Origin of the sequence: Paenibacillus sp. FSL M7-1414 (assembly GCF_038003195.1) — a bacterium.
Taxonomy (GTDB): domain Bacteria; phylum Bacillota; class Bacilli; order Paenibacillales; family Paenibacillaceae; genus Paenibacillus; species Paenibacillus amylolyticus.
Map to the genome: position 1 here is coordinate 5,690,223 of NZ_JBBOOS010000001.1, position 14,193 is coordinate 5,704,415.

Here is a 14,193-nt window from a genome sequence, read left to right on the forward strand (position 1 = left end):
GTTAAACACCTGTCCCTTCTGTATGTGGATAACGCACCCTGATCCGTGTTCCTTCTCCGAGGGTGCTCTCTATGGTGATACCGAACTCTGGCCCATACAGGAAGCGCAATCGACTATGGACACTGCGTAGCCCGAACATCTGACCAGACTCTTCAGGACGTTCCAGTTCTTCAAGGATTTCCGTCAGGCGTGCCGGATCAATGCCTTTGCCATTATCTTTGACTTCCACTTGCACCACATCATCTGTCTCTTCCACAACAATGGATAATCGGTTATCCGAACGTTCTGTCTGAATGCCGTGTACAACATAATTCTCAATGATAGGTTGCAGCGAAAGTTTGACCACAGGGTGTTGATAATATGCAGCATCGATCTGGATCGTATATATGAAAATATCCTTGTAGCGGATTCGGAATAATTCCAGATACAAGCGGCAAGCTTCCATCTCATCCTTGAGCGTATAATTTTTCTTTTGCTGTACCAGGCTCTTGAACAATACGGATAAACTATAGATCATCTCGCCAACATCTCTCGCCCCTTGGGATATCGCCCTCATCCGAATCACTTCAAGCGTATTGTAGAGAAAATGAGGGTTGATGCGCGCCTGTAATGCGACCAGCTCGGTCTCCTTCTGTTTGATCTCGGCCTTGTAGACCCGTTCAATATACAGATTCAGCTCATCCAGCATGTCGTTGAAGCTATGTGAGATCTGCCCCAGTTCATCATCTCGCGGATCGTCGATGCGAGCCGTCAAGTTGCCATATTTCACTTTTTGGGTGAAGCGAATAATTCGACGGGTTCGTTTGGCAAAGTTAATAATGAAAAATGCCGGAACCAGCACGGCAAACAAAATACATACGATACTGATCGAGATAATGGTATTGCGAATCCCCGCATAGGTTTCAGCCATCTCTTCCACCGGAACGGTACCAATGACCACATACCCCTGATCGGCGGAGACAAACTTGTTGACGTACATGTTCTGCTCCTTTTTCATTGAATCCATATCCGTCTGATCAAACAGGGAATCGGCCACATTCACATAAGGGTACTGCTTACCGTAATAATGATCGTTGGAGTCAAATAACACTGTACCTTTCGCCGATAACACCACGATGTCTCCTTTGAGATTACTCTCGTAGTTATCCAGCGCATTACCGATTCCTTCTGAGTCAAAGAAGACAAGAAATTGGCCCAGATTCCGAAGAGTCTGTGTATTGTTAATCGGTACGCGGATGGAGTAGAGCGCAGGGTCCCATTGATTAATCTCTTTGCGAATCCAGTAGTTGGGTGCACTGATATTGGGCGTTTCCATCGCCATCACGTCCGGAATATAGGAATGAGCTACATTGGCGTCCAGCTTGCGGAACTGCTTGTGTTGATTAAAGGTAGACAAATCCTGCTGCTCAGCGCTATACAACATGAGTTGGTTAATCTGCGAATTGCGATCCATAATATTTTGAAAATGTTTCAATACATCGGCCGAATAGTCATCCTGATTGGCGTAATATCCATTGGTCATGTGCTGCACATATTCAGCGTACGAATGATTCATCAGGTACGTAATGTTGGCGGACAGCGCCTCATTCTGATGCATGTCCCTCACCATGTTTTGTACCGATTCATACTGCTGATGAATGTACCGGTCCACATGTTCCATCGCCGCTTTCTGGATCGCCAGTTCCCGGCGAATCGTGGAGTCGGACACCGACAGGAAGATGATATAAGATAACGTAATGATCGTGACAATCGATATCATCGAGAAAATCAGGAGCATTTTCATAAACATATTATTTTTGAAGAAATTATTGTAAACGCTAACAATTTTCAATTCGCATGTTCCCTCCGATGCTGTTTTCCTGACTTGAATTATACCATCAGGCTTCTGACATTAACTTGTCACCTGCAACTTTTCTTTAGTTTATATCTGTGTTTCTTTAATTTCACCCTATTTAAAAACGCTTTCATCCACTATCGTTAACCATAAGTTTAGCTTTGTGTAAAAGAATACCTTACATTCATTCCACTTGAAGGAGGAACAGCATGACACGCAAACTCAAAGCAAAAGGCATCATTCCCAAGGTCACTGCCATGGTCCTGACTACGGCTCTGCTTGGACAAGTTGTTGCATCATCCGTTTATGCCGGAGACACGCTCCCTTACACCGGTGAAAGTGCCAAAGGGGTGAATCAGCCCTATCAACATGGATACACCTCGGCCCAGATTCTGAACTGGACACCGGAAAGTGATATCCATGGCGATTTACTTCGTGCCCATGTTCCCTTGCAGCCCCGTAATGAAGCGTTTGCTGCCACACAGGCTTATCCTGAGCTTAGTCCAGATACCCAGCTATTCACGATGAGCGGCGATTACGGCAATGCATTCTTCGATAGCACACCTTATACCAATGAATTCAGCCAGTACCTCTTCAATTATTGGCAATATACAGACTACTACAGCTATTGGCACGGCATGGCCTCTGCGGGAGTACCTGAGGAGCTGTATGACCCGAGTAAAGAGTGGACAGAGAAATACTTCGAGTTTGGCATTTTGAACATTCCAAATCCGGCCTACACCAATGCAGCCCACAAAAATGGCGTTAAGTCCATTGCCAACATCTTTTTCTCAGACAATGATCGTGGGCCACAAACCTATAAACAAATGCTGATCCAGGATGAAAACGGTAATTTCCTTGTGGCCGAGAAACTGGCCGAGATGGCAGAATACTACAACTACGATGGATATTTCTTCAATCAGGAAGAAGTTGCCCGGGGTGTAGCCCCTGAGGATATCGCATCCTACAAGAAATTCATGAAATATCTAAGAGATAAAGGCCTGTACGTTCAGTGGTATGATTCCACCATCAATACAACAGGCAAGATTCAATACCAGAACCAATTTAATGGGCTTAACAGCCCCTTTGTACAGGATTCCGTTCTCGGCAGAGTCTCGGATTCCATCTTCCTGAACTATGTGTGGAACCACAAGATGCTCCGCGATTCCCGTGATCATGCCCTTAGTCTGGGACTGGATCCATTGGAAACCGTATTTGCTGGTGTCGAAGGTGGACATGACAAATTCGGCCGCTGGAAGCAATCTTATGACCTGCGCCATAATCTGGATGAGAACGGTCAACCCATGAACAGCATTGCGACACTGGGTGCCGACTTCACCCACAACGCCCTGGATGAAGAGATGGGCGATGGCAGCACCAATCATCGAGCTGAGGATGAGTACCAGTGGATGACCTTTGTACGCGATCGTGCCTGGTGGTCTGGTCCAAATCAAGACCCGACAGATGCACGTCGTAATGCGTCTGCCGATCTGTCGGATGTGTATGCTTCCGGTGCAAATTGGGATGGAATTGCCGCTTATCTTACCGAGCGATCCGTCATCAACGGCTCCAATTTTGCGACCAACTTCAATACGGGCCACGGCCTGAAATATTATGAAGACGGTGCTGTCTCGAACGATAAAGAATGGTCAAATATCAACATTCAGGATATCCCTGTCACTTGGCAATGGTGGATGGATAGTAAAGGTGACAAGCTCAGTGTTGATTTTGACTATGGTCCCTCTTATGAGAAAGGCGCAAGGCACAACTATGACTCCATTGGCGCGTTTAATGGCGGCAGCTCTCTCGTGGTGAACGGCACACTGAACGCGGAGAACTTCCTGCGCCTGTACAAGACCGACCTGTCCGTCAACGGACAATCGAAACTGGAACTGACGTATAACAAACCGTCGACTAGTGACGCTTCCTCCCTGCATGTTGGGTTGATCTTCGAAGATGATCCATTCAACGTGGTCAATGTGGAAGTGCCTCAGTCAGGCCAGCATACTACAGGTTGGAAGACAACTTCGCTGGATTTGAGTGCATATCATGGCAAAACCATTGCCGCTATGGGATTATCCTTCAACCCGAATGGCAAGGAGATTGAGAATTACCAGATGAATATAGGCGAGATCCGTATGTCCGACGGTTCAGCGGCTGTACCGGATGCACCGACCGGATTCCATATTGCCAAAGCACTGACCAACACCGATGAACTGGTTGTTGCATGGGACATGAAGGACTATTCAGAGGTCAAACAATACAATTTATATGAAAATGGCGCCTATGTAGGCGGCGTGTATGATTCCACTTTTTATATCAAATCGCTAAAACAGCCATCTGGTGAACTGTCTATACGTGCGGTTGGTGCAGATGGTACCGAAAGTGAAGCAACCGTCCTGCCTTACGATCTGAATGCAGCCGTTCAGGATATTGATGTGAAATTCAAAAAGAATGGCGATGCTATTGTAAGCTGGAAAAACCCGAAGAAAGCGAAAGATTCAGGCAAAGATAAAGATAAGAATACGGATAAGGACAAGGATAAAAATAAAGACAAAGGAAAAGGCAACGAGTCTATTCAACTCACACTAGAAACAGAATACACAAAAGAGCCTTTCACCAAGTCGCTTCAGGTCAAAAAAGGAAAACAATCTGCCGTCCTGACCGGACTTCCGACCAATGGTGAACATTACGTGCTGAACATCGCCATTGGCGGGCAGAACCCGGTAACCCATACCGGACAGCTCGCAGATCTTCAGATTACACCATACGCCAAGGAAAAGGTCACGGTAAAAGATGGAAAGTACACATTAGCCCTCCCGGATCTGGAGGACTGGTATAAGAGCTATGTATATGAAAATGGGGTACCACGCGAGTTCGGAGTCACTTACGTTTCGCAGAAATTCCCGTATATCATTCGAGGAAGAACAAAGCTGAGCGAACTGACTTTCACGCCAGTGTCCAGCAACAGCTCTTTGAAGCTGGTCATTGAGGATTATGCAGGCAATCAGGCTACTACTATTTTGAGGTAACACTGCAAAGTATTTTTTGTGTACACCAGCATAACAGTAATGAAAACAAACAGCCCTTCACTTCCAAAAGGAAGTTGAAGGGCTGTTTTTGTTGATCTAACAATAAATATTCTGCCCAACAGCTATTAAACAGCATTCCCGTTAGCATAGTCCTTCGGATGAAATTGAGGATAGATGCTTGCGCAACTGCTTTTTGTCTATTTTATCCACGGCTGTTCTCGGCAAAGTATCCACAATGAACAGTTGAGTCGGCCATTTGTACGGAGCAAGGTGTGGCTCACAAAACGCCCGCACCCGCGTCAGATCCAAACTGTCACCATCCCGTAACACTATGAAAGCGACGAGTTCCTCTCCTTCGTCAGGAAGAGAATGCCCGATTACGGCCGCCTCGCTTACCGCCTCATGGCTCACAATAACATGCTCCACTTCGGCACAAAACACATTGGAACCGCCCACAATAACCATATCCTTCAAGCGATCAAACACATAAAGATAACCTTCGACATCCAGACAACCGACATCCCCAGTTCGAATCCAGCCATCGGACATGGTCTCGGCAGTAGCCTCCAACTGGAGCCAATACCCCAGCATGGTCTGTGCACCCCGAACAACGATTTCTCCAGCCTCGCCCGTAACTGTCTCACTTCCGTCCGTATCTATTATCCGAACTTCGAAGGCCTGCTCACCTTGGGCAGCCAAGTCAGCAGGACGACCTACGGATCGAAGGCGATGAGGATCGCCCATATGCTGAGCAGGAAAAAGGCGGCTTATGGACATTCCACATTCCGCTTGTAGTAGTTGTTCACAATGATAACTTCAGGAAATTGCGATACGACCTCCTGTAGTGTATCCGGGGAAATGATGGACCCTCCGCAACCAATAAGCGATAGGCTCTTCAAGTTTCTACCTCCTACGGATGCCTCGCGGGTAAGATCACGAAGCAGTTGGCCTACTGTGCTGAGTTGTGTAATCTGATCACGTTCAATAGCTTCCATAATGCGGTGTACATCCGCTGGGTATTCGTCTAGAAATACAAGGCAGCCTCCGGCAACCATGGTCGCCCACAGCTGGAACTGACCCACCAGATGGGATAGGTTGAGCACTAACACACGACGCCTGAGATCATGACCGAAGCCTGCAGAAGGCGTAAGTTGATTCCAAGCAGCCATACCACGATGCGAATGCATGACCCCTTTTGGTCGACCAGTTGTCCCACCCGTATAAATCAGGACTGCCGTATCGTCTACACTTCGTTTGGAATGGTCTTTTGGAGAGAACGCAGGTTCCTGCTGTAAAAGAGCAGCGAGCGAACTGCTATTCGTCCCTTCTTCGTCTATCGTGAACAGTTTTGGACAATACCCAAGAAGCTTTACCGTGGCAATAGCTACTTTAGCATGTTGGTCATCATGAATAACCATATGTGGTTCTGCATCCTGAAATATGGCAGCGAGTTCAGGTACTGTTAGCATAGGAGAAGGAACGAGTGGTATAGCGCCGATCCCAACTGCTGCATAAAACGCAACAACGAGCTGGGGATCTGGATCACCTAAAAGGGCAATACGATCACCGGCCCGGAGTCCTTCAACATACAGGGTATGACTGAATCTTTCAACCAGACCGTAAAGCTCCCCATAACTCATCGTTTGCCCATGTCTCATTAACGCAGGTTCCTCAGGGTACAGACTTGCTGCAATTGGCAATCGTTCGGATAGAAGCAAGCAATTACCCCCAACATTTAAATTCCCATTTCTCCGTTAAGAAAACTATGGAATAAAAAGAGAGTAGCATATATCTGGAATAATAAGTAATCATCATCCCCTATTAAGCTCATAAATTCTCCTGATATTACAGTTCTGCCCACATATGATCCTTGCCGTTAACCTACTTGCTAGCTTAATTAGGCAGATCAAATTGGGCTCCTTTTTAAATCCGTTAGTTGTAACGTTGATTCTTTGTGCATTAAGCTAACGTTTCCCGTTATTTTAATGAACCTCAATTATGCATTTGAATAATTAATCGAGACCACTCCTGGTTAATTACGGAACGAAGGAGTACCCCAAGTACCCGAAGAAGAACTTCGGCTCGAGCTCCTAGTTTGTATCCTCCCTTAGTTGAACGGAAAAAAGTATCTTTATATACTAAAAGTGAGATCTTTACATCTAAAGTAATCTTCATCTTGTTTAACAAAAAGTTCATAACGCCTCTTTAACCATTTAAATGACCTACTCATGATGTTGATGTTTGTAATTATACATGTATGAGCGATCCGGTAGGACGTCCAAATTTTTTAAAAAATAATTCCAACCTTTATTTCGCCTGGCACACTATATAATTGTCAGGAATTACAGATGCAACTATGGAGGCAAAAGATGGATTCAATTGGTAAAAACGAAAAAGAAGCGGCGGAAGCAATTCGGAGCTATGTCAAACCGATTTTCGGTTTTGCCTTAAATCGTATCAAACAGCGGGCCGAGGCGGAGGATCTGGCTCAGGAGATTATGCTGCAGTTGTTAAAATCCTTCTCTGGGGTGCGGGACATTAGAAGCCTTGACGCTTACGTCTGGACGGTTGCCCGATACACTTGGGTGAATTGGTTGAAAAAGCGTGCGCACGTTCCCCAAGCGTTCGAAATCAACGGCATGTCCGAACTGTCTGCTGCCCCTTCCCGAGAGCCGCTTGACCGGCTGCTGGTAACCGAAGCTTACCGCGAGCTCCGTCGAGAAGTCGCGTTTCTGTCCGACATCCATCGCCGGATCGTGGTCATGCATTACTACGACGAGCTTAAAATCAGCGATATCGCGATTGCTCTGAACATTCCTGTCAACACGGTGAAGTGGCATTTGAGCGAGGCCAAAAAGAAGTTACGGAAAGGGATGAAACGTATGCGTGCAACAGGAACTTTAAGTGTCAATCCGATCAGCATGGGGGAAATGGGCCATTCCGGTTCGGCCGGCAGCCTGGGCGAAACCAACGATTTTCTTGGACGCGCCTTGGCGCAAAATATCGTTTACGCGGCTTATCATAAGGCGCGTACCGTACATCAAATCGCGGAGGAGCTTGGAATGCCGCCGTCTTTGCTGGAAGGCGAAGTCCGGCATCTGGCCGATTACAATTTTCTCATCCAAACCTCTCCCGGCAAATATCAAAGCAATACCATCGTCTGGGACCTCTTCGAGTTAGCCGTAGCTGGTCATCAATTCTGGCAAGATTGCGCCGCCGAAGTGGCCGATGTTCATTTCGACGCGTTAATGGAAGTTCGCCGGCAAGTCGAGGATAGCGGAGTGTACGTTCCGGACGGCGACTATAACTTCCTGCTCTGGACCTTGCTGCCCAAGAACGTCGAGGAGCAATCTTGGCGGAGCATGCCGGCGGGCGACAACTTCGATGCGGTCGCACCAATGCGAAAGGACGGAGGTCAGTATATTGCCTATGCGGCGTTGAACACGAGCAGCAATGCCGATCCGGGTTTTGATTTGAGCAGTTACATCACCTTCGGTCCGTCGCTCCGCTACGTCGAAGACAGCCCCTTATACTTGTGGCAATTCAATACGTACTGGAGCGACCGCCAGGTGGATTGGCGTTCCCTGGAATACCGGAATGTCGAGATTTGTCATGCGTTCCAACAAGGAGAACTGCCCGACAACGAAGAGAACAGCGAGCAATATTCGTTCCTGCTGGAGAAGGGGTACATCCGCAAAACGGAGGAGGGGTACAAGTTCAATGCGGTTTGGATCGACTCTCCGCAAACGTTGGATCGGTTGAACAAGGCAATGCCGGATTTGTCCGCTCTGTATGCGCCTGCTGTCGGCAAGCTCTACGATAAAATGCTCAAGCTGTTCCTGCAAAATCAGCCGAAGCATTTGGAGCCGCAACTTGCTTACATGGTGAGAGGCAACACCGGCGGAGGCCGGCTTGTCGCTTATATTTTGAAGCATTTGATCGATAACGGGAAGTTGAAACCGCCGTTGCCGCACCAGCAGAAGACGATTTCAACCTGGATGGGGCCGGTCAAGTAAGTCGGTTCGGAAATGTATACGAAGGATAGTCGTTCCCGGACGGTGGCCATTTTTACACAAAACTTTGTCTGTCCTGTCCAACGAAGTGATTAGGACATCGCTATTTCACACGGCCCCCTCCTGAACGTATGGAAATGATTAAAAACTACCCATGACGCATGTGCGTCATGGGTAGTTTTTAATCGCAATCGTATAACGTTTCCCGTTAGCTTAATGAGGAGCTCATCATCCTAGTATAATTTTCGTGTTCTCTACCGTCCCCAAAGGTATACCAATAAGGATAACGATCCCTGTTGTCAGTCCACTAGTTGAAATAATCAACTGATTACTTTGATACCTGCCGACTATAGGCCATAGGAATATTAAGATTGCATCTGTTTACAAACAGTATTCCAATTATAGAAAGGAGACCTGAGATGATTCGCCTGTTAGCCATGATTTTATACATCAAAAGGAATTACTTATGTAAGGTCACAGCCACTCACCCTAATTAGAGCGTCTCAACCAACTTCTGAATCTTTGAGTGGGAAATTAAATATACAGGTCCCATTATTTCTATTTTGCCGTCCTTTACACGTATAGCGCTCTCCTGTTCTGCTGCATAAATATCAATCTCTTCAGACAAGGGGAACAGGTAACCTTGAACAAACGTTGCGTAATCGCGTTGAGAATGAGATTAGTAGGCAAAATGATCAAAGCCAATACCATCATAAATAGTACTTGTTTCAACTTCATCAGTGTTATTCAAACTTAACCATTTTGCAGCCATGTTTAACGCACCGGCGCTGGCACCCATTATAACCGCATTGCTATTCTTAATAATATCCGATAATTCATATTCCGCCAAAAATTTGTTCTGCAGAACAGGATATCCACCGCATAAAAAAATGACAGAAGCGTTCTGAATGAATCGCTGAGCATCTTCTTTCTGCATACGGTAATCAATGAAATGATATTCATCAAAAATAATATTAGCCTGATTCAACCATGTCCATTCAGAAATATCATCAAAGTTAACTTGCTCATCTTTATAACCAGACGGATTAGCACTAATCATAACAAGCGATTTTCTGTCTTGTATATCCTCCTGCAAATAATGGACCAGCTTCTCAGGAAAAAAATGATTAAACCAACTGAAATAGTAGTGAGTTTTCAAACTTAATTACCTCCATATGTATTATTTACATTCATCCATAGGATTCATAGACAACCTCTTTTTATATGCATTATACAAAATAACCCAATTTATTGATAGTACCTTTACCATAACTCTAACCACGTTAAAAAAAGCCCGGTTCTTCCCCCCGGGCAACATACATTTTTGTATGGGTTACTTACTTATAAATTCTACCATCTTCTGATGTAATTCTTTCTCGGAACATTGAAAGATACCATTAAAATCCTGGGGGTTACGGATCAATTTGTTTAACTGGTCTATTCCATATTGTTGAACAACAAACTCCACAAATAGGAACGAAAACTGAAAACCCTTCATCGTTTCGAAATCCCAGGTATCATTATCTAATTGTTCGAACGTTGGGATCTCTAGATTGTGGATAGCCTCTTCTGTTGTACCTTCAATATAGTCCTGAGTCATCAGCTTGGCTTCATATCCACCAATTCCTTGCCTTATCCATTTCGGAGCCTTCGGATTGATTTCACTTATTAGCCACATGGTGAACAAGTGAACCGTACCTTTAAGAATCGATTGATAGGTATGCTCCGGTCCTGGATTTAATGGAGATACAATTTTAAGAATACTCCCTTCATAGGTACCCATGAACCAATTCGGAGCATCTGCTTCTCCGACCGCTTGGTGAAACGATGGCATATCAGGATATACTTCAATCGTTACTTTTCGCGATGGATGATAATTGTACTTTAACGAGATTCGTTCAATATGATCACTTAGTTCATTGAACAAATCATGGTGTACTTTATTAGGCGTATTGTTCAATCCCTCGTTTTCACCCTTATTAACAATTGAAATCACATCTTGAATAGACATGATCGTAACGCCTCCCCATTCTTTCAGTTCCTTTTTAAGTTTTTCCAAAGCTCTATAGAGCCTGTTCTTTACTGCACTCTCACGCATCCCTACAATCTTAGAAATTTCAAGCAATGTGCAGTCCACAAAAAAGCGTAATGCAATGATTTCCTGGTCGGTTTCATTTAACTTTTTCAGCGCAACTCCGATATCAATTCGAAAATCAACATACTTCGTAAATTCAAGGGAGATCGACTGTGATTCATATCCCGTAAAATCAAACGGCGTTTCTTTTTTTCGCGATAATCTTCGATATTCGTTTTTCACTGTATTCTGAGCAATCTTGAATATCCATGTAAATAAATTTGATTTCCCTTGGAATCGGTGAAGATTCTCGACTGCTTTTAAAAACACCTGTTGAGTCAAATCATCTGCAACCATCGGGTTCAATTTCAGGGAAAAGTAGTTGCAAATTCTTTGACGATACAGCTCATAAGTGTTCTCAAAGTTAGTGATACTTTCCTGTTTATCCGGATAAACAGGTTTTGTGTCATGAGCTCCTGACATGGTAAGAACCTCCTCTTGATTTACAATGAATTAGACACCAGAGAGAGTCAGAAGGCCACATAAATATAAAATAAATATGTATTCAATCTTTCAGGTTTGTTACTTACAGGACTAATCACCCTTTTTGAAATCTCACTTCATAATTCTCTATGATTTTATATCTTTACAAATGAGTAATCATAAGAAAAGAATGGAATATATCTGGAGGGAATCACATTATGTAACCGCCTTCCCAAAATGAAGGAGAGATAATAATGAAATACACTAATGTTTTATTATCAAGCGTCATTGTTTTAGGTAGCTTAGGCACGTTATCAACTGCATCATCTTCACTTCATACTTCAGATAAAATAGCACATATTGTTGCTAACTCAACATCTGTGAACTCTTCGACATACCAGAGTATATCTAAGTTTGAAAAAACAAAAGGCTCAAACAAAATTGTCTGGAGAGGCGACGACATCACGATAACCGCGAACACCTTAAAGCAAGATGCTGCTGCTGATTTCGAGCAAAACATCATTGACACCATTGTAGTTACTCATGGTAAAGAAAAGCACACCCTACAAACGGGAGATTTTGAAGTTAAATTATTGGATATCACTAGTGTTGCTGTATCTCCATCGAATGAATGGATTACTATCCAAGTAGAAAAAAGTGCTGGCAGCAACCTCATTCTCATGAACCTTAAAACAGGAAAGTACACGATTATAAACGAACGTCTTGAAAAAGCAGGTAAACAAAATGTAGAAACCCTTTCATCATATAATTGGTCACCAAAAGAAGACATTATTGCATTTTCTTATGGAAGTACGGATAAAAGCACGTTAGCAATATACGACACTAAGAAAGACAGCGTTGTTTATCTCCCTCGGGCAACCAACTATATTAGCACAGGTCTAATTTTATGGCATAAGAACGGAAAAAATATTGATTATATTAGTGAGTATCCTTCAGATCAATGGATTCTTTTCAGATACGATACAGGAAGCAAAAAAGTTAAGCCTGTAAAAAAAATCACAAAAAAAGAATTTCAGCAGTGGTTTAGATTAGATAAATATTCTAAAAAATAATAAAAAAAATGATTAAACGTAAAATACGTTGCTTCAGTTCAACTTATATAGCAAAAAGGCGAGTCTCCATTAATCGGAGGACTCGTCTTTTTGGCTTTATTAAAAATATTTAAGAAGTTCCTTTTTGCTTACTCGCCTGCATCTGCTGGGCAAATCTCATCATCTCTTCGAACTCTTCCTCGGATACGGCGTCCCCATCGGTGCTTATGTCTTGTACAATCGGAATTTCGGGCTTGGCTTTGGTTCCTTTGCCGTATGTACGGGTACGGGTTCCAGCTGCACCAGCAGCCTGTTTGCCTTTGACCTTGGCCTGATCACGAATATATTGCACAGCTTTCTCATATGAGTTCACCTGCTTGAGCAGCATGTTGGAGGCAATGGCCTCAACGAAGTTACGGTTAATCCGTTGCTCGCCGCCAGATACAAGTAATGCCATCAAATAATGAATCAATACATTGATGACTTCACCCGGCAACTTGTAACTCAGATCAATTTTCTCAAATATATCGATGAGATTGTCCGGTACTGCACCTGGGAAGAACGTCTGCAACAGACGTGTGTATGGCTCATTGCGCAACATCATATTATATTGATGAATATCACACTTGGTCATAAATTGTGGAGGTACTTCGACGTAGTATTCCATCTGTACTCCATGCTCAACAGGTGGTTCACCGGAGTCTTCTTTCCGCTCTGGCTCCTCCATATGCTGTCTCAGTGCCACGACCTTGGCCGCCTGTACAGTCTGTTGCTCATGACGCTTCTTCGTCTGTCTGAACTGCATGCTCGCCTTATGCTGAAGATCATCCAGAATCAGCTGGCCCTGTGGACTGAAGATATCATCTTCGTCCAGCAGACGGCATACATCCTGCACACTGAGGTTAAACTTGTTTACTACATAATTTACAATGCCCAGTTGTTCATGATCGAACCGCAGCTGTTCTACATGACGACGATTGACCGACTCCCGTGGAAAACGCAAAATAATGTCGGCATAGTTCAAACTATTTTCTTCCGCTGCATCATTCGTGCCTGTCCGCTGGGCCGTAGTTGATACTTCCGACAAAGCCTGCTCCAACTCGTAATCAATCACATGGGTATTCAATTCAAATATATCGTAAAAGGGAACGGAAATATTCTCTTTATTGGCTGCCGGATAAGGCGCGTCCCCATTTTCCACTGCCGAGAAACCCGAACGCAGGGAAAGGACGGCGAATTTGCCTATCTTGTCACGAAGCAGCAGTGTCAAATGCTGTGTCCGGAAAAACTCTGCCGGAGAGAGCGGCGGTTGCAGCTCATATTCGTAGATGTAATCATCATTTTCCGGTATATATAGCCGTGAAGTCTGAAGTAGCCCCACTGCCTCAAGCTTGGATGTCTGCTCTAACAAATATTTGCGCCCTTTCTCACTTGGCTCCAAGCCAAGCGTCATGAACAGCCTCCGTTGCTGTTCAAGCGGCGAATAACCGACCTGTTCACCGGGAAGATGCTGAAACAACAGCCGATACAAGCCAACCGCAAAAGCACCTACCATGGGCTGATATGCTCCTGTAAGCATACGGTCATCCAGGGCGCTAAGTCCAAACTCCCTGTATACGCAGTAGCGATGATGTTCAGTATAATGGTGCAGATTCTTCATGCGCATAGCCTGATCTCCTTCTCCCCAAAAGTATGTTTATCTATT

The 14,193-nt window shown here is 44.5% G+C and carries 8 protein-coding genes and 1 pseudogene; 3 read left to right on the forward strand and 6 right to left on the reverse strand.

From position 1 onward, the window contains the following. Nucleotide 1: 1 nt before the first annotated feature. Nucleotides 2-1,831 carry a sensor histidine kinase gene (locus tag MHH92_RS24860; protein WP_127547017.1) on the reverse strand — a complete coding sequence of 610 codons (1,830 nt, stop codon included), beginning with the start codon at nt 1,829-1,831 and terminating at the stop codon, nt 2-4. 212 nt (nt 1,832-2,043) lie between these two features. Between MHH92_RS24860 and MHH92_RS24865 the strand changes: the two genes are divergently transcribed. Next, nucleotides 2,044-4,866 (forward strand): endo-beta-N-acetylglucosaminidase, encoded by a 2,823-nt coding sequence (locus MHH92_RS24865; RefSeq protein ID WP_340907009.1) that lies wholly within the window; start codon nt 2,044-2,046, stop codon nt 4,864-4,866. Nucleotides 4,867-5,007: 141 nt separating this feature from the next. Here the strand turns inward: MHH92_RS24865 and MHH92_RS24870 are convergent, their stop codons facing one another. Together MHH92_RS24870 and MHH92_RS24875 are read right to left on the reverse strand one after the other, a co-directional pair. Further along, on the reverse strand, nt 5,008-5,643 hold the full coding sequence (locus tag MHH92_RS24870) for a class I adenylate-forming enzyme family protein (protein WP_053061419.1): 636 nt from the start codon (nt 5,641-5,643) through the stop codon (nt 5,008-5,010). Beyond that, nucleotides 5,634-6,584, reverse strand: coding sequence for an AMP-binding protein (locus MHH92_RS24875; protein ID WP_047841283.1), 951 nt, complete (start codon nt 6,582-6,584; stop codon nt 5,634-5,636). The genes MHH92_RS24870 and MHH92_RS24875 overlap by 10 nt, the downstream gene beginning before the upstream one ends. A 651-nt stretch (nt 6,585-7,235) precedes the next feature. Here MHH92_RS24875 and MHH92_RS24880 point away from each other — a divergent pair. After that, nucleotides 7,236-8,882: an RNA polymerase sigma factor gene (locus MHH92_RS24880; RefSeq protein ID WP_047841285.1), complete on the forward strand. Its 1,647-nt coding sequence runs from the start codon at nt 7,236-7,238 to the stop codon at nt 8,880-8,882. A gap of 490 nt (nt 8,883-9,372) precedes the next feature. Here MHH92_RS24880 and MHH92_RS24885 read toward each other — a convergent pair. Both MHH92_RS24885 and MHH92_RS24890 read right to left on the reverse strand, forming a co-directional pair. Beyond that, nucleotides 9,373-10,038, reverse strand: a pseudogene (locus tag MHH92_RS24885) (Type 1 glutamine amidotransferase-like domain-containing protein). 174 nt (nt 10,039-10,212) lie between these two features. Next, nucleotides 10,213-11,436 carry an RNA polymerase sigma factor gene (locus MHH92_RS24890; RefSeq protein WP_047841286.1) on the reverse strand — a complete coding sequence of 408 codons (1,224 nt, stop codon included), beginning with the start codon at nt 11,434-11,436 and terminating at the stop codon, nt 10,213-10,215. 254 nt (nt 11,437-11,690) lie between these two features. Between MHH92_RS24890 and MHH92_RS24895 the strand changes: the two genes are divergently transcribed. Then, nucleotides 11,691-12,509 carry a hypothetical protein gene (locus MHH92_RS24895; protein WP_047841287.1) on the forward strand — a complete coding sequence of 273 codons (819 nt, stop codon included), beginning with the start codon at nt 11,691-11,693 and terminating at the stop codon, nt 12,507-12,509. 109 nt (nt 12,510-12,618) lie between these two features. Here MHH92_RS24895 and MHH92_RS24900 read toward each other — a convergent pair whose 3' ends face one another. Continuing rightward, nucleotides 12,619-14,154 carry a helicase DnaB gene (locus MHH92_RS24900; RefSeq protein WP_036605770.1) on the reverse strand — a complete coding sequence of 512 codons (1,536 nt, stop codon included), beginning with the start codon at nt 14,152-14,154 and terminating at the stop codon, nt 12,619-12,621. Nucleotides 14,155-14,193: the final 39 nt, after the last annotated feature.